Source organism: Streptomyces sp. NPDC047982 (assembly GCF_043204165.1).
Taxonomy (GTDB): domain Bacteria; phylum Actinomycetota; class Actinomycetes; order Streptomycetales; family Streptomycetaceae; genus Streptomyces.
The window spans coordinates 24,550-41,190 of record NZ_JBIDBS010000032.1 but is presented as its reverse complement, the minus strand read 5'-3'; the positions used below and the strand labels follow the sequence as shown (position 1 = coordinate 41,190).

General features: G+C 70.4%; 14 protein-coding genes. 2 read left to right on the top strand and 12 right to left on the bottom strand.

The genetic code is table 11. From position 1 onward, the window contains the following. Window positions 1–18: 18 nt before the first annotated feature. The 3 genes from hydA to ACGF2V_RS29215 all read right to left on the bottom strand — a co-directional run bounded on the left by hydA (window position 19) and on the right by ACGF2V_RS29215 (window position 3,628). A complete protein-coding gene (hydA, locus tag ACGF2V_RS29225; RefSeq protein ID WP_362630081.1) occupies window positions 19–1,410 on the bottom strand; it encodes a dihydropyrimidinase in 1,392 nt (463 codons plus the stop codon). A gap of 95 nt (window positions 1,411–1,505) precedes the next feature. Then, entirely contained in the window at window positions 1,506–2,789 is a 1,284-nt protein-coding gene (locus ACGF2V_RS29220) for an aspartate aminotransferase family protein (protein WP_362710440.1), read from the bottom strand. Next, window positions 2,786–3,628: a nitrilase-related carbon-nitrogen hydrolase gene (locus ACGF2V_RS29215; protein ID WP_362630076.1), complete on the bottom strand. Its 843-nt coding sequence runs from the start codon at window positions 3,626–3,628 to the stop codon at window positions 2,786–2,788. Before ACGF2V_RS29215 ends, ACGF2V_RS29220 begins: the two co-directional genes overlap by 4 nt. Window positions 3,629–4,266: 638 nt before the next feature. Here ACGF2V_RS29215 and ACGF2V_RS29210 point away from each other — a divergent pair. Then, complete coding sequence (locus tag ACGF2V_RS29210; RefSeq protein WP_362630074.1) at window positions 4,267–5,385, top strand: Rieske 2Fe-2S domain-containing protein; 1,119 nt, start codon at window positions 4,267–4,269, stop codon at window positions 5,383–5,385. 167 nt (window positions 5,386–5,552) lie between these two features. Here ACGF2V_RS29210 and ACGF2V_RS29205 read toward each other — a convergent pair whose 3' ends face one another. Next, window positions 5,553–5,933: a peptidase inhibitor family I36 protein gene (locus ACGF2V_RS29205; RefSeq protein WP_362630072.1), complete on the bottom strand. Its 381-nt coding sequence runs from the start codon at window positions 5,931–5,933 to the stop codon at window positions 5,553–5,555. 389 nt (window positions 5,934–6,322) lie between these two features. On the opposite strand from ACGF2V_RS29205, the gene ACGF2V_RS29200 reads away from it, so the two are divergent. Continuing rightward, on the top strand, window positions 6,323–6,895 hold the full coding sequence (locus ACGF2V_RS29200; RefSeq protein WP_362710444.1) for a L,D-transpeptidase family protein: 573 nt from the start codon (window positions 6,323–6,325) through the stop codon (window positions 6,893–6,895). 111 nt (window positions 6,896–7,006) lie between these two features. On the opposite strand, the gene ACGF2V_RS29195 is transcribed toward ACGF2V_RS29200, so the two are convergent. The 8 genes from ACGF2V_RS29195 to ACGF2V_RS29160 all read right to left on the bottom strand — a co-directional run bounded on the left by ACGF2V_RS29195 (window position 7,007) and on the right by ACGF2V_RS29160 (window position 16,489). After that, complete coding sequence (locus ACGF2V_RS29195) at window positions 7,007–7,276, bottom strand: helix-turn-helix transcriptional regulator (protein ID WP_362630067.1); 270 nt, start codon at window positions 7,274–7,276, stop codon at window positions 7,007–7,009. 488 nt (window positions 7,277–7,764) lie between these two features. Continuing rightward, window positions 7,765–8,490, bottom strand: coding sequence for a glycoside hydrolase family 75 protein (locus ACGF2V_RS29190; RefSeq protein WP_362628588.1), 726 nt, complete (start codon window positions 8,488–8,490; stop codon window positions 7,765–7,767). A 141-nt stretch (window positions 8,491–8,631) separates the two neighbouring features. Then, the gene (gene ggt / locus ACGF2V_RS29185; protein ID WP_362628585.1) at window positions 8,632–10,452 is read right to left on the bottom strand and encodes a gamma-glutamyltransferase; all 1,821 of its coding nucleotides are present in this window, start codon (window positions 10,450–10,452) and stop codon (window positions 8,632–8,634) included. Between the two features lie 399 nt (window positions 10,453–10,851). Beyond that, complete coding sequence (locus ACGF2V_RS29180) at window positions 10,852–11,385, bottom strand: hypothetical protein (RefSeq protein WP_362710446.1); 534 nt, start codon at window positions 11,383–11,385, stop codon at window positions 10,852–10,854. Next, on the bottom strand, window positions 11,382–12,830 hold the full coding sequence (locus ACGF2V_RS29175; RefSeq protein ID WP_362710449.1) for a HAMP domain-containing sensor histidine kinase: 1,449 nt from the start codon (window positions 12,828–12,830) through the stop codon (window positions 11,382–11,384). The genes ACGF2V_RS29180 and ACGF2V_RS29175 overlap by 4 nt, the downstream gene beginning before the upstream one ends. Continuing rightward, window positions 12,827–13,510, bottom strand: a complete 684-nt coding sequence (locus ACGF2V_RS29170; protein ID WP_362628577.1) for a response regulator transcription factor — start codon at window positions 13,508–13,510, stop codon at window positions 12,827–12,829. The genes ACGF2V_RS29175 and ACGF2V_RS29170 overlap by 4 nt, the downstream gene beginning before the upstream one ends. Before the next feature lie 106 nt (window positions 13,511–13,616). Further along, on the bottom strand, window positions 13,617–15,326 hold the full coding sequence (gene murJ, locus ACGF2V_RS29165) for a murein biosynthesis integral membrane protein MurJ (RefSeq protein WP_362710452.1): 1,710 nt from the start codon (window positions 15,324–15,326) through the stop codon (window positions 13,617–13,619). Further along, window positions 15,323–16,489, bottom strand: coding sequence for a peptidoglycan bridge formation glycyltransferase FemA/FemB family protein (locus ACGF2V_RS29160; protein WP_362628571.1), 1,167 nt, complete (start codon window positions 16,487–16,489; stop codon window positions 15,323–15,325). The genes murJ and ACGF2V_RS29160 overlap by 4 nt, the downstream gene beginning before the upstream one ends. Between the last annotated feature and the right edge of the window lie 152 nt (window positions 16,490–16,641).

Sequence of the window (16,641 nt, the reverse complement as noted above, 5' to 3'; positions counted from 1 at the left end):
GATCAGGTCCGGATGGGGTCAGCCCAGGTACTGGCAGGTGGCACGGGGCACGAACGTGCCGTGGCCCGCGTGGCCCACGTACGTCCTCTGATCGATCACGGGCTTGCCACGTGACAGGACCGTCTCGACCTGGCCGGTGACCGTCTTCCCTTCGTACGCCGAGTAGTCGACGTTCATGTGATGGGTCGACGCCGACAGCGTCTGCGCGGCCTGCGGGTCGTAGATCACCACGTCCGCGTCCGAGCCCGGCGCGATCGTCCCCTTCTGCGGATACAGGCCGAACATCCGGGCCGGGGTCGCGCAGGCGATCTCGATCCAGCGGCGGCGCGAGATGTGCCCGTCCGCGACGGCCTGGTGGAGGAGGTCCATGCGGTTCTCCACCCCCGGCAGGCCGTTGGGGATCTTCGAGAAGTCGCCCCGGCCGAGTTCCTTCTGGCCGACGAGGCAGAACGGGCAGTGGTCGGTGGAGACCACCTGGAGGTCGTTCGTCCGCAGGCCCCGCCACAGCGCCGCCTGATGCTCCTTCGGGCGCAGCGGTGTGGAGCAGACGTACTTCGCGCCCTCGAAATCCGGCTCCGCCAGGTTGTCGGTGGAGAGGAACAGGTACTGCGGGCAGGTCTCGCCGAAGACGGGCAGACCCTTGTCCCGGGCCATGGCCAGCTCCGCCACGGCCTCCTCGGCCGAGACGTGGACCACGTACAGGGGTGCCCCCGCGACCCGGGCGAGCTGGATCGCCCGGTGGGTCGCCTCCGCCTCCAGCAGGGCCTTGCGGACCTCCCCGTGGTAGCGGGGATCGGTCTCGCCCCGGGCAAGGGCCTGCTCCACCAGCACGTCGATCGCGATGCCGTTTTCGGCGTGCATCATGATCAGCCCGCCCGTGTCACCGGCCTTCTGCATCGCGCGCAGGATCTGCCCGTCATCCGAATAGAAGACCCCCGGATACGCCATGAACAATTTGAACGAGGTCACGCCATGCTCGACGAGCCTCGGCATCTCCCGCAGCGTCGACTCGTTCACGTCCGACATGATCATGTGGAACGCGTAGTCGATCGCACAGTTCCCGTCCGCCTTCTCATGCCAGGCGTCCAGACCTGCCCGAAGCCCCTCCCCCTTCGACTGCACCGCGAAGTCGACGATCGTCGTCGTCCCACCCCACGCCGCAGCCCGCGTCCCCGTCTCGAACGTGTCCGACGCGAACGTGCCACCGAACGGCATCTCCATGTGCGTGTGCGCGTCGACGCCGCCCGGGATCACGTACTTCTGCGACGCGTCGATCACACGATCCGCGGTCCACTGCTGGCTTCCCGGCGCCGCCAGAGCTACCACCCGGCCGTGCTCGATCAGCACATCCGCGTGGATCTCGTCGGCAGCCGTGATCACGAGACCGCCAGTAATCAGAGTCCGAGTCATCTCTCAGGGTTCCCTTCACGCCGATCGCCGACCAGGCCACTACCAGTTGGACCCGGGGCCACGCCCCGGCCCGCTTGCGCCCTGCACCGCGCAGCTCATCCCACCGTGCGCAGGGCGCTGCCCAGGATCTCGGCGCCCTCCTCCGCCTCCCGGATGGTCAGCGAGAGCGGCGGGGCGATCCGCAGCACACTGGTGTCGTGTCCGCCGCCCTTGCCGATGAGCAGGCCGCCCTCCCGGGCCGCTTCGAGTACGGCGGTGGCCGCGTCGGGGTTCGCCTCGTCCGTGCCCGGCCGCACCAGCTCGATTCCGATCATCAGGCCCCGGCCGCGCACCTCCCGTACGCACGCGGAGGCGGCACCGACCGCGCGCAGCCGTTCGATCAGCAGTCCGCCGACGCGCCGGGCATTGCCCTGCAGATCGTGTTCCAGGAGGTAGGAGAGGTTGGCGAGTCCGGCCGCCATCGTGACCGGGGAGCCGCCGAAGGTCGAGATCGAGTTGGCGTCGAGGCAGTTCATGACCTCGGCACGGGCCACGACCCCGCCGATCGACATGCCGTTGCCGATGCCCTTGGCGAACGTGAGGATGTCCGGCGGCCCGTTCTCGCCGTGCGCCTGCCAGCCCCAGAAGTGCTCGCCGGTGCGGCCCCAGCCGGTCTGCACCTCGTCGGAGATCCACAGGACTCCGTGCCGGTCGAGGACCCGGCGGAACGCCGCGTACAGCCCGTCCGGTGGCGAGGTGAACCCGCCGATGCCCTGGATCGGCTCGGCGATCAGGGCGGCCGGCGGGCGGGTGTGGCCGAGCAGGTCCTCCAGGTCGGCGACGCAGGCCGCGATGAACTCGGCGTCGCCCAGGTGCGCGTACGGCCCTCGGCTGCGGACGCCACCGTGCACGTACAGCGTCTGCAGCGGAGAGAGATTCGTGGGCGACCAGGCGCTGTTGCCGGTGATGGCGACCGCGGAGAACGATCTGCCGTGGTAGCTGTTGCGCATCGCGAGGACCTGGTTCGACCGGCGGTACGCGGTGGCGAGCAGCAGCGCCGTGTCGTTGGCCTCGGTTCCGGAGGTGGTGAAGAAGACCCGGGCGTCCGGGATGCCGGAGAGCGTGGCGACCCGCTCGGCCAGCTCGACCATCGGGCGGTTGAGGTAGAGCGTGGAGGAGTGGATGATCCGCCCGGCCTGCTCGCCGACCGCCTTGGCCACCTCGGGCAGGGCATGGGCGGTCATGGTGGTGAGGATGCCGCCGAAGAAGTCGAGGTAGCGCCTGCCGTCGGCGCCCCAGACGTGCCGCCCCTCGCCGTGGGTGATCTCCAGCGGGTGCTCGTAATAGAGCGTCAGCCACTCGGGGCAGATGGCGAGATGGCGTTGATGCAGGCTGCTCACGGCTCGACCAGTCCCTCGTACGCGTCCGGGCGGCGGTCCCGGTAGAACGCCCACTGCTGCCGGACCTCGTCGAGGAGACCGAAGTCGAGGTCGCGCACGACGAGTTCCTCCTCCTTGTCGGAGGCGACGTCACCGACGAACCGACCGCGCGGATCGACGAAGTAGCTGCTGCCGTAGAAGTCGTTGTCTCCGTACTCCTCCTGGCCGACGCGGTTGATCGCGGCGACGAAGTACTCGTTGGCGACGGCGGCGGCGGGCTGCTCCAGCTGCCAGAGGTAGGCGGAGAGGCCGCGCGAGGTGGCGGAGGGGTTGTACACCAACTGGGCTCCGTTGAGCCCGAGTTGCCGCCACCCCTCGGGGAAGTGCCGGTCGTAGCAGATGTAGACGCCGACCTTGCCGACGGCCGTGTCGAACACCGGCCAGCCCGCGTTCCCCGGCTTGAAGTAGTACTTCTCCCAGAAGCCCTTGACCTGCGGGATGTGGTGCTTGCGGTACTTGCCGAGATAGGAGCCGTCGGCGTCGATGACCGCGGCGGTGTTGTAGTAGAAGCCGGACTGCTCGACCTCGAACACCGGCACGACGATCACCATGCCGGTCTCCCGGGCGAGGTCCCGCATCCGCCGGACGGTCGGGCCGTCGGGGACCGGTTCGGCCCAGCGGTAGTGCTCGGGCTCCTGCACCTGGCAGAAGTAGGGGGCGTTGAACACCTCCTGGAAACCGATGATCCGCGCGCCCCGGCGGGCGGCCTCGCGCGCGTGCTCCTCATGCTTGGCGATCATGGATTCGGTGTCGCCGGTCCAGGTCGCCTGGACGAGTGCGGCGCGTACGACGTGGGACATGAGCTGCTCCTTCGACGCGGCGTCAGAGAGCCTCAACGCGTTTCTACGCCCGTAGACGCGGGCGTAGAGGAGAACGTAGGCCCCGTCACACGGCGGGGCAAGACCATCGCCGTGAACCAGCGGAGTCGATCATGTTTCGCACCCGTGCGGTCCAGTTTCGTACCCGTTTCCCGTGCCCGCAGTCCCACCGCCCCGGTTTCGCTCGTTTTTCACGCGTTCGAGACTGCACGGCACGCGACGGCGGCCGATCCCCCGACCTGCGGTCCGGCCACCCCCCCCGCACCTGCGGTATCGCTTCCCGGCCCGTGGCACCACCTCCGCACCGGCCGCGCCGCTCCGGCGAACAGGAGCGCGCCGGTCGGCGGCCGATGAGCTCCGGATCGCGCCCAGCTACCCGGGCCTCGCGGAACTGGAGCAGGCGATCGCCGGACTCGCCGTCTGTGTACGCCTCGTGGGGTACGAGCAGCGAGCGCGGTAGGCAGGCGCGGGTCGCCGGGCGACGCCTCAGCTGCCCAACCGTCAACTCCTTTGAATCGCTCCTGGCTCAGACGTCCCCGTTCGGGTGATGTGCACGGCGTGGCGAGGATCCCGGAACGGTCTGGGCAGTCTCGGAACGATCTGCCTTGAGAGGGGACGTCGTGGGACTGTCACGCGAGTTCGGACGCGGCATCAGTGAGGGACCGACACCTGCCGATGCCGCGGGCACACCCGCCCTGCCCTATCCGAGCGGCTGGTCCGCGCTCGCATTCTCCGGCGAACTGCGGCCGGGTACCGTGCTCACCCGGCCGCTCGCGGGTCAGGACGTGGTGCTGTACCGGCTCGGTACGGGTGCCCTGCGCGCCGTCCAGCCGTACTGTCCGCACCTCGGCGCGCATCTCGGCCTGGCGAAGGTCGACGGCGACGATCTGGTGTGTCCGTTCCACTTCTTCGCGTTCGGCCCGGACGGCAGATGCGTGCGGACGGGCTACGAAACGAAGCCGCCGAAGTCGCCTCTGGCCCAGTTGCCGGTGCACGAGGTCAACGGCGCCGTCTTCGTGTGGCGGCACCACGACGGCAGGGCCCCGGACTGGTTCGTCCCCGAATGGCACCGGATCGGGCACCGGCCCACCCGTACCGCCGCCTGGGAGTTGGCCGGGCACGTCCAGGAGGTCATCGAGAACTCGGTGGACCTCGGGCATTTCGCCACCTTGCACGGCTGGAAGAAGGCCGAGATCGGCGGTCCGGTCGTGTACGACGACGCCAGGTTCCACGTATCGATGCGGGCCCACGAATCAGCTCCGGTACTCGGGGACTTCGTCGTGGAGGTGGAGGTCGACGGCTACGGGCTCGGCTGTCTGCACGCCGATGTGCACACGCCCCGGATCGGGCTGCGGATGTGCACGATGGTGATGCCGACGGCCATCGCCCCCAACCGCATGCAGTTCCGGCAGCAGAACCGCGTCGCATTCTCGGAGCCGGAGCGGCTCCCGGCGCCGCTCGCGCGCGCGGTGAGCCGTACCGCCGCCCGGCTGCTGGACCGCGCCATCTTCCGGTCCAGTTGCGAATTCACCGCCGCCGACTTCCCGGTCTGGCACCACAAGCAGTACCGGCAACCACCCCGCCTCGCTCCCGGCGACGGCCCCATCGGCCCGTTCCGGCGCTGGGCCCGCCGGTTCTACCCGCCGTCGGCCGATGACGCGGTGGCACAGCCCGGCCTCGGCGCGCAAGAGGCGCGACGGTCACCCGAGGTACGAGGTGACGGCGCCGGGGCGCCGTGAGTCCGCGGAGCGACCGGTCGACGGTCGTGTGGGCGACGGCTCGCCCGCCCCTGCTCCGCCCGAGCCGTCGCCCACACATGCGCCCCGCCCCCTGTCACCGCGTCAGCAACGGACCGGACGCAACGTGGTCCACTGCCTGATCACAGCCTTCCGCACTCATCGCTTCATCACTTGCAATCGCCCCAACTGTTGGAGCTGCCCTTGTGCGCGTGGTTCGCGTCCTTCGGTGAGGACGTGCCCGCCTTGATGACCTTCACGCTGCCCATGTGTCCCTTGTACTGCCAGACGCAGGCGTTCAGCCCTGACTTGTTGTTGTTGTACCAGGACGCGTCGTGGTTCTCGATCGCGTAGTTGCCCCACGACGCGTTGGCGTCCTTGAACTTGTACATGCGCCCCTTGTAATCCGTCTGATCCCACACGCACAGATAGCCCTTCGGGCATGCCGCCAGGCCCTCGGCGACCGTCGGAGCGGCACTCGAAGCGGGACCGCCGAAGACCAGGGCGGCCGAGAACCCGGCAGCGAACACAGGAACGAAGATTCGACGCATGGATTTTACTCCTTCTACGGAATGAACGACCGTTCACCGACGGCCGCCATAATGGCTTCCACTGAATGGAATTCCCATACCTGAATTCATTTCAGTACTCGAAGGAGTGAGTTTTCGCGAGTGAAGAAGGGCCGGTAAAACAGCACCCGACCAGCCCATTCACCATTCCCGAGGCATCACCCCTTCATTTGGTCTCGACCATTCGCTCGTCACATCCGATCCGCGCGAAAACCCGTCCGAGTGATACCTGTGCGCGAGCACTACCCAAAAACTCTTTCCCTCAGGACTCTTTACGTCGAGGGCGGAATCCACGCCATGCCGCATCCCGTCCCGCGCCGTGGCGCGCGTCACCGCCGACACTCCACACCGGTACCGAGAGGCGATTGTCCATGCATCTCACCAGCAGGTTCGCACCCCGCACGGCCGCTGCGGCGACCCTCGCGCTCGCCATGACCGCACCCGCGGCGCTCGCACAAGCCGAGACAGGGCGGCCGGCGGCCCGGGCAGCGGCGACGACCCTGGTCTTCGACAAGAACCCCGCGGACCCGTCGAACTCCACCCTCGCCGTGTACAAGGGCGCCAAGAGGCAGGCCCTGTACCGCGCGGGCTCCGGAAACGGCAGCACCGACGAATGCGCCCTCAACAAGGGCTGGCTGCCCAACGGCACGTACAGCCTGGGCGCCCACACCCGCACGTACAACGGCAGCCTCATCAAGGGCTACGCGGTCGCCCTGTCCAACAAGAAGTGCGCGAAGGGCACTTCGCGTACGGCGCTGTTCATCCACAGCGAAATGAATCGGAACGGCAGCCAGGGCAGCAGTGAAGCCCGCAAGTGGACCGACAGGAACCCCAACGACTTCCTCTCCAACGGCTGCATCAAACTGCGCCCGGCACAGATCAGCGCCATGTTCGACCTTCTCGACCGAATCGGCTGGCCGCGCACGCTGAAGGTGAGCGCCTGACCCGCTGAAGCACCGCCTGTACGACCGGAGTCGTCACCCGGTCCGCCGCCGAGGCATCGCGGACCGGGGAGAAACCGGCGCTCTCGATGTGCCGGCCGCAAGCCCAACGCCCTAGCCGGCCAGCGGCACCGCGTCCGGCCCCGGGGCGCAGCGGGCGAGCAGGTCGTCCAGGGAGAGCCCGAGCGCTCCGGCCAGGGCCGCGACGGTGAAGAAGGCGGGGGTCGGGGCCCGCCCCGTCTCGATCTTGCGCAGCGTCTCGGCGGAGATTCCGGCGCTCGCCGCGATCTCGACCATGCTGCGTCCGCCGCGTGCCTCACGGAGCAATGCTCCGAGGCGTTCCCCGCGTCGGCGTTCCTCCGGGGTCAGGGGCGTTCGTACCATGCCGTCATTCTAATACCGCTCGCACTGGCATGGTAATGGGCATGGTGAAGCCGAGGACGGACACATCCATAGAGGCCATGCGCGAGGCGGCGGCGATCGGCCCGACGGCGCCGCACCCGCTTCTCCTGACGGTGTCGTGCCCGCTTCGCCGACCGCACACCGATCGCGTCGGGAACGGCGTTCGGCCGGGACCGGTCCGATGCGCGGGGACCAGTCCGGTGCGCCGGGCCCAGGAAGCGGCTGCTGAAGAGACGCCCCGGGCAGCGCCCGGTCGGGCGCGCTGCGCCTGGTCCGGTCCCCCACGCCCGGTCCACCCGGTCACAGAACTAGTGCCGCATCAGGCAACGTTTACCCCGTCGCACCGCCCGGCACGCACGCTCGCGGCGTTGGCCGAAAGCCCACGTAGCCCGCTACGAGGGCATTCGGCCGCCTTGCGATCGCACGCACCGGACGCCGCTCCTTCCGGGCAAACCTTGCCGGTCACGGCACTAGTTGTTTCGGACGAACTGCTTGGCGAGCGTCTCGCCCGCCGTGACGGCGGCGCTGTGGCTCTCGATCGGGGACGCCTTGGAGTTCTTGAACAGGATGTAGGTGACGCCCGATTCGGCGCCTCCGGTCTCCGGATCGGGATCGATGCCGAGCGCCTTGGCGGTGGCGTAGGACGCCTCGCCGATGATCTTGCTGGGGCCGGTATCGCCGACGACGGCGTACTCGACCTTGTTGTTGTAGATGACGGCGACGATGCCACCGCCCTTGATCCCCGCGTTGCTGTAGTTCCAGATGCTGCTGCTGCTCGGTACGACGACGTACGGCAGCTTCTCCGCGTTCAACGGCTTGTCGTCGGAGGTGTGGAACGCCGTGTCGGGCTGGAACCACGGGTCGGTGTCCTTGTTGCACGCGGCGGTGATCTGGCCGTCGCAGTCGATGTCCATGTCGGCCTTCCAGAACACGGCACCGTTCTTGCCACAGACCGGAACTTTTGCCGAACCCGCTTCGTCCGTACGGTACTTGCCCTTGGATATCTGCGAACACGAGGTGACCTCGGCCAGCAGGTCGGCCGCGCTGACGGGGCCCTCCTCGACCCCCAGGGCGGTCGATCCGGGGACGGACGCGGCGCTCGGCGCCGGACGGGCTTCGGCGGCCGGTGACGGCGTCGCGGTCGCGAGCAGGGCGACGACGGAGGCTGCGGTGAGGGCGAGCGTTCGAGTACGCACAGGGAATGCCCTTCGATTAGGAAACTTTCCTTACCGACGCCGTAAAGATGACCTCGAAGTCATGCCTACGTCAAGGCTGCGGGGCTGTTTCGCCACCGGCCCATTGTGGCGAAACACCCCCGAGCCACATGCCTTTCACGCTCAATCAGGACTTCCGGCAGGTCGGACGACCATGGCCGACCCGCCGCCCCTGCGTACCTTCTCCGCCGCCGCGAGCCACCGGCCGTCCGGGAGGCGTTGCACGCCCGTCGCCGCCCCGATCTCCGGGTTCGGCTTGAACGCATGCCCCAGCGACTCCAGTTGGGCCCGCACCGGACTGCTCCAGAGTCCGGGTTCGAGTTCCGTCGTCGCCGCGTTGCGCTGGCTGGCGCGCGGTGCCGCGATGGCGTCGACGAGCGGCAGGCCGCGGTCGACGGTACCGATGAGCGACTGCAGCACGGTCGTGATGATCGTGGCGCCGCCCGGAGAGCCCAGGGCCAGCACCGGCCGGCCGTTCTTCAGCACGATCGTCGGCGAGATGGAGGACCTGGGACGCTTGTCCGGACCGGGCAGGTTGGGGTCGTGGACCGCCGGGGCGGCCGGCGCGAACGAGAAGTCCGTCAGTTCGTTGTTGAGCAGGAAGCCACGCCCGGGGACGGTGATGCCACTGCCGCCCGTCTGCTCGATCGTGAGGGTGTAGGCCACGATGTTGCCCCACTTGTCGGCCGCCGTCAGATGCGTGGTGTTCTCACCCTCGTACGTCGTCGGGGCCGCCGGCCCTCCGGTCCGGCAGCCGGACGCCGGATGCCTCGGGTCTCCCGGGGCGAGCGGGCTGGTCAGCACCGCGTCGTCCTTGATCAGGCAGGCCCGCGAGTCCGCGAAGCGCTGCCGCAGCAGTTCCCGCGTCGGCACGTCCTCGAACGCCGGGTCGCCGACCCACCGCCCCCGGTCCGCGAACGCGATCCGGCTCGCCTCGATGAAACGGTGCAGGTACTGCGTCTCGGTCGCCTTCGCGAGGTCCGTGTTCTCAAGGATGTTGAGCGCTTCGCCGACGGTCGTGCCGCCGGACGAGGAGGGCGCCATGCCGTACACGTCCAGGCCCCGGTAGCGGACCTTCGTCGGGGCCTGGCGCAGCACTCGGTACGAGCGCAGGTCCTTTGCGGTGAGGTCGCCGGGACGCACGACCCGGGAGGCTGCCGGGTCGACCGGCGGCTTGCGCACGGTGCGTACGACGTCCTCGGCCAGCTCCCCCCGGTACAGCTCGCCGACGCCCTTGCGGCCCACCAGTTCGTAAGTGCGCGCCAGATCGGGGTTCTTGAGGACGGAACCGACCACCGGCAGCCGACCACCGGGCAGGAAGAGCTTCCGGGACGCCGGGAAGTCCGCGAACCTGGCCTGGTTCGCCTCGGTCTGCGAGCGGAACGTGCCGTCGACGACGAAGCCCTCCCTGGCGAGCCGGACGGCCGGCTTCAGCACGTCCCGCAGCGACTTGCTGCCCCAGGCATCGAGCGCGGCGGCCCAGGTGGCGGGGGTGCCCGGCGTGCCGACGCTCAGGCCACTGGTGACGGCGTCGTCGAAGGCGATCGGTTTGCCGTTCTCCAGGAACAGCGAGGAGTCGGCGCTGCGCGGCGCGGTCTCCCGGCCGTCGATCGTCTCCACGGTGTGCTTCCTGGCGTCGTAGTGGACGAAGTAGCCGCCGCCTCCGAGCCCCGACGAGTACGGTTCGCTCACGCCCAGGGCGGCCGCGGTCGCCACCGCGGCGTCCACCGCGTTGCCGCCGTTGCGGAGCACCTCGATCCCGGCGGCCGAAGCGTCCGCGTCGACGCTGGCGACCGCCCCTCCGTAGCCCACCGCCACCGGCGACTTGGGCGTCGGCGTGTGGGATGGTACGGGTGGGGACGACGACGGGGCGGCGGCCCCGATCGTGGCGACGGCGGCGAGCACCGCCGTCAACGACACTTTCCGTGCGAGGGACCGTCGCATGCGCACCTCCGGTGAGGGATTGTCCGCCGCAGGGTAGCGCCGCGCCGCCCGCTCCGTCAGGGGCGCGGTGGGCCCGGGTACGCACGCCCGCTGACACGCCCGCCCATGAATGACGACGCACGCGACATCGTCCTCGGCGTGATGGCCACGCCCGTCAGTGCCTCGCTGGGCTGGATCGCCCGCACCTGGCTCCGGCGCCGCGGACTCCGCCGCGAGCAGGACTTCTTCGGCCTGCCGGGCAACTCCGCGTGCCTGCTCGTGGACGACCGCGAGGCGGGAGGCGGACGGCAACGGTGCCGACCGGCTGAACACGGGCGCCCGGCTCCGTGTCGGAGGACCGGCTCGGCCTCGGGACCACCGGCGGGGGCGTTCCCCGCACGGCCCGCCGGGGACGGCCCGTCACAACGAGCAGTGCTCCGGCCCGAGGGTCCCGTCGACACCGGTCAGCCGTACCGCCACCGCGCGGCCCGAGGTGAGGGCCTGCGCGGACGTGCAGATCAACTGCCGGCGGGCGATGGCGGACAGCTCCTTGACCGGTGTGCTCAGCCGGACCAGCACCCCGTCCGGCCCCAGGCTCAGGCTCGACACGGCGCCGGCGTCCGGCAGTTCGGTGCGCAGGCCCGCGGCGGTCTCGTTCTCGTCGGGCCCGTTGAAAAGCATGGCGATCGCCTTGTCGGGGCCGCGCCACGCGCGCATCGCCCCCGTGCCGTCCGGCGTGTCATGGACCGTCAGGTCGAACGGCCGCACGACGGGCATCAGCCGTTTCCCGGGCGGCGGGGACACGAAGTAGAGCAGCGTGCCCTGTTCGCGCCCCGGGGCGACCTCGACGGTGGCCGGGTCGCCGACCTCGACGACATCGGTCGCCTGTATTCCGCAGCCGCCCGTCGCCACCACCAAGGGCAGCAGAAGACCGGGCAGTCGTACAAGCCTCACTTCCCCTCCAGCGGCAGTTCCACGGTGAATACGGCCCCTGTCCCGGGTCCGTTGGCCGCGCGCACGGTGCCGCCGTGCAGCCGTACGTTCTCCTGGGTGATCGCCAGGCCGAGTCCGCTGCCCGCCGACCGGGTGCGGGCCGCGTCGGCCTTGTAGAAGCGGTCGAAGATGTGCGGCAGCACCGCAGGGTCGATGCCCGGCCCGCTGTCCGCGACCTCGGCCACCAGCCACCGCTGCGCACCCCGCCGCTCCGTCCGCAGCCGTACGGTGACGGGCGACGAGCCGTGCCGCAGCGCGTTGCCGACGAGGTTGGCGACGACGATGTCGAAGCGGCGCGGATCGAGGATCGCCCGCACGCCGTCGGGGAGTTCGGTGGCGACCCGGTCCTGCCAGTGCCGGTTCTGCAGGGTCTTGCGGATCGTCTCGGCGACATCGACCTCGTCGAGGTGGAGGTCGGCGGCCTTCGCGTCGAACCGGGAGATCTCCATCAGGTCCTCGACGAGGGTGGCGAGCTTCCCGGTCTCGACGCTGATCAGCCGCACGGCCGCGGCGGTGTCGGAGTTGAGCTGGGCGGCGTCCTCGTCGAGCACCTCGGTGACCGCGAGCATCCCGGCGAGCGGGGTGCGCAGTTCGTGCGACACGTCGGAGGCGAAGCGTCTGGCCCGTGTCTCCGCCCGTTGGAGTTCCGCCACCGACTCCTGGAGTTTCGTCGACGACTCGTTGAACGTGCGGGCGAGTTCGGCCAGTTCGTCCGAGCCCTTGACCTCGATGCGGGTGTCGAGCTCCCCCCTGCCGATTCCGGCCGCGGCCCGTTCCAGGTCGCGCACCGGGCGCAGCACGCTGCGGGCGGCGAGCAGGGCGGGGACCACCGCGATCGCCAGTGCGGGCAGGGCGCCGTCGCGGGCCGCGGTGACCATGGCGGCGACGTTGGCCTCCTCCGTGGTGAGGGGCATCACGGCGTAGAGGACGAGGCCGGTGGGCTGCCGTCCGTCGCCCAGGTCGAAGAGCGCGGGCATGCCCACGGTCAGCCAGGGCTCCCCGTCCTTGACGACCCGCTGGAACGAGCCGTGCGTGCTGCCGCGGGCGGCCTCGCGCAGGGCGGGGGTGATGACGTCGGAGGTGGGCCGGTCCGTCGAGGAGACCCTGATGTCCCCGTACTCGGCGAAGACCCGCCAGGTGTGGGGCTTGCCCTCCCTGGCCAGCGACTGGCAGGCCCGCCGCAGGTGCTCGCGCTCCACGGGCAGGGTCATGGCGAGGGCGCCGATCCGGTCGCGGAACTGGTCCACGGCGGTGTCCTGGGCCTGCTGGAGGATGGCGGAGCGGGCCTCGCGGTAGGTCAGGGTCGCGGTGGTGACGGCGCTGATCGCGGCGACCAGGAGGAAGGCCGCGACGAGTCGGGTACGCAGGCCGGACCGGGTGGGCCGGAGAACGGGGCGCAGCCTCATGCGAGCGGCCCGAAGCGGTAGCCGAAGCCGCGGACGGTCTGGATGTAGCGCGGGCTGCCCGCCACGTCCTCGATCTTCTGCCTCAGCCGCCGTACGCAGGCGTCGACCAGGCGGGCATCCCCGTGGTAGCTGTGCTCCCAGACGTATTCGAGGAGCTGTTGCCTGCTGAAGACCTGCTCGGGCGAGGCGGAGAGGTGCAGGAGCAGTTTCAGTTCGGAGGGGGCGAGCAGGAGGTGCTGCCCGGCCTTGGCGACACAGAGTCCGGCACGGTCGATGGCCAGCTCGCCGTGGAACTCGACGCCGTCGCGGCCCGCGGGTTCGGCGAGCCTGCGCAGTACGGCGCGGATCCTCGCCTCGATCACCTCGGTGCGGGCGGGCTTGACGATGTAGTCATCGGCCCCCGCCTCCAGGCCGACGACCACGTCGAAGTCGTCGCCGCGCGCCGTGAGCATGATGATCGGCAGCTGGCTGGTCTCCCGTATCCGGTGGCAGACCTGGACCCCGTTCATCCCGGGCAGCATCAGGTCGAGGAGCACCAGATCGGGCCGGAACTCCGCCAGGGCGGCCAGCCCCTCCTCGCCGGTCTCGACGCCCCTCAGCTCGTGCCCGCGCCGCCGCAGCCCCAGCACGACCCCTTCCCGTACGGAGGGGTCGTCTTCGATCAGCAGCACGCGAGGCATGGCAGCAGTATCCCAGCGATCAAGGAGTGGATTCGAACCGGCGAACGTTCCGCACGGTCGTCAGGTACGTCGAAGCGGCCCCGGACCGCCCGGCCCGGGGCGGTCGTCAGGTACGCCGCAGCCGGCCCCGCGCCGCCGTGAGGGCGGCGCCGATCTCCCTCAGCCGCAGCGGCCGGGCCAGCAGCGCGAACGTGAGCAGGAGTACGAGGCTCCCCGCCCCCACCGCGGTGAAGTCCCCGGATCCGTCGCAGGCGCGGGCGGTCACGTACCCCAGCAGCCCGGCCGGCACCCCCGCGACCACCAGCCGTGTCTGCGCCCACAGCGCCGGCGACCGCAGCAGCGAGGACCGCCCGGCGCCCGTGTCCGGGACGTCCGCGACGCCCGGGGCCTCCCCGGTGCCGGAGGCGGAGAGCCTGCGGTGCAGCACGTACGCGGTGACGCCGAAGCCCGCGAACAGGGCCACCGAGTACGCCCCGGCCATGCCCGTCACGGCCCAGCGGACCGGCAGCAGCAGGTACGCGGCGACGGACAGCCCGGCGTTGAGCGCCGCGATCACCAGGTTGAGGAGGAACGGGGTGCGGGTGTCGCTCATCGCGTAGAACGCCCGGGAGAGCACGTACTGCCCGGAGTAGGCGATCAGCCCGGGCGCGAACGCCGTCATCATGCCCGCCATGACCGCGATGTCGGCGTCGTCGGTGCGCCCGTACCCGTACACGGCGCCCATCACCCACGGCGCCAGCGCGAACAGGACGGTCGTCGCGGGCACCACGACCGCGGCCGAGGTCCGCAGGGCGTACGAGACGTCGCGCCGCACTCCTGCCGGATCGCCCTCGGCCGCGGCCCGGCTCATCCGTGGCATCAGGGCGGTGACCAGCGAGACGGTCACGATGCCGTGCGGAACGACCCACAACTGGTAGGCGTAGCTGTACGCCGTGTAGCCGGCACCGCCGGCGACGTGCTGCTCGACGGCGTGCTGGCCGGTGGCGGTGGACAGCCGTGTGACCACCCAGTAGGCGATCTGGTTGGTCAGCACGAGCAGGACGAGCCAGCCCGCCGCGCGCAGCGGCCGGGTCAGTCCGCTGCCGCGCCAGTCGAACCGCGGCCGCCAGCGGAAACCCGCGGCGCGCAGCGAGGGCAGCAGGGCGAGCGTCTGCACGACGATCCCGGCGGTCGTGCCCCAGCCCAGCCAGCGCGCCTGCGCGGCGGTCAACGTGCCGTCGGAGCCCGCCGCGACGGTCAGGTAGATCCCGAACACCGCGATGATCACGAGGTTGTTGAGGACCGGGGTCCACATCATCGCGCCGAACCGGTCGCGGGCGTTGAGGACTTGGCCCAGGAGCGTGAAGAGTCCGTAGAAGAGGATCTGGGGCAGGCAGTAGCGGGTCAGGGCGATGGTCAGCTCGGCCTGTTCGCCGTGGTAGCCGGGGGCGTAGAGCGAGACGATCCAGGGTGCCCCGACGACCGTGAGCGCGGTGAGGACGAGCAGCCCGGCCGCGCAGACGGTGAGCAGGCGGTCGGTGTACGCGGCTCCGCCGTCGGCGTGGTTCCTGGCGGCGCGCACCAGTTCGGGGACGAACACGGCATTGAGCGCGCCGCCGATGAGCAGCATGTAGAGGATGTTGGGCACGGTGTTGGCGACGGTGTATCCGTCCGCCTGGAGCCCGGTGCCGAGTGCGGCCACGACGACGGCGGAGCGTACGAAGCCGGTGGCCCGGGACACGAGGGAGCCGGACGCCATCAGGGCACCGCTGCGCAGCACGGAGCCCGAGCCGCGCTCCGGGGTCTTCCCGGGGTGGGTGGTGGCGGCGGCCGTCATCGGCGGGCCATGTAGCTCTGGAACGCCCGGTACAGGGCATTGTTGGTGGCACCGCCCACCGATGTCTCCCACTCTCCGAGGGTCTCGACGACCTGCCCGCCGGTGCCGAGCTTCCAGCGCAGCAGTCCGAAGGGGCGGTCGTCGGGGTCAAGAGTGGAGGGTACCCCGCGCATGTCGTGCACATCGGCGCCGAGGGCCTGGGCGTCGAGCATCATCTTCCACTGGAGTGCGTTGCTGGGGCGGACCTCGCGGCGGTGGTCGGCGGAGGCGCCGGTCTGGTACCAGACCCGCCGGCCGGTACTGATCATGGTGTGGGCGGCCAGGATCTCGCCCTGGTGGACGGCGAGGTAGAGCCTCATCCGCCCGGGGCACTCGGCGTTGAGCACGGCGTACTGCCGCTGGTAGTAGGCGAGGGAGCGGCCGAGGCGGAAGCCGTCGCGTTCCTCGGTGATCCGCAGCAGCCTGTGGAATTCGGGGAGTTCGGCCGCGGTGCCGGTGACGACGCGCACCCCGGCCTTCTGCGCCTTGCGGACGTTGCGGCGCCATTCCTGGTTGAGCCCGGACCACAGGTCGGCGGGGGTCCTTCCGGTGAGCGGCACCCGGAAGACGTAGCGGGGCTGCGCGTCGGCGTCCTCGCCCGTGTCGCCTCCGCAGCGGCGCCAGCCCCGGGCCCGGAGGCGTTCGGCGACGGCGGTGCCGAGCGGGTCGACCTCGGTGGCGAGCACGTCGCCGACCTTGCGGCCCGGGCCGGTGGCCGCCTTGAGCCGGGCGGCGTCCCAGCGGCGGTAGGCGGGCGAGGGGCCGATCCGGACGGCGAAGGCACCGGCCCTTCGCAGGTGCGTCAGGAGCGGGTTCAGCCAGCGGTCGATGCCGGGGTCGGCCCAGTCGGCCACCGGCCCCTCGGGCAGGTACGCGAAGTACTTGCGTGTTCCCGGGAGTTGGCGGTAGAGCACCAGTGCGGCCCCGGCCGGTTCGCCGGAGTCGCCGTGCCAGCCGATCGTCTCGGAGGTCCATTGGTCCTTCACGCCGGCCCAGGACGGGTGCTGCAGAAAGCTCGCGTCGGTGCGGGTGGCCAGGAAGGCCAGGTGTTCGTCGGCGGTCAGGACGCGTATCCGCAACTCCTGGTCGCGGCTGCGGTCCTCGGTGGCGAGCAGCGCTGACATGTTTCGTGGCCCTCCTTGTTCCGCCCCGCCTCTCGGCTCCGCGGGACGCAAAGGATGCTCACAGCGGTCCGTGACCGTGCCGAGCGGCGTATGTGACCGGACGATGACCGTTGCGCTGCGAGCGATGTCACACGCGGGGTTTCCCGGTTTTC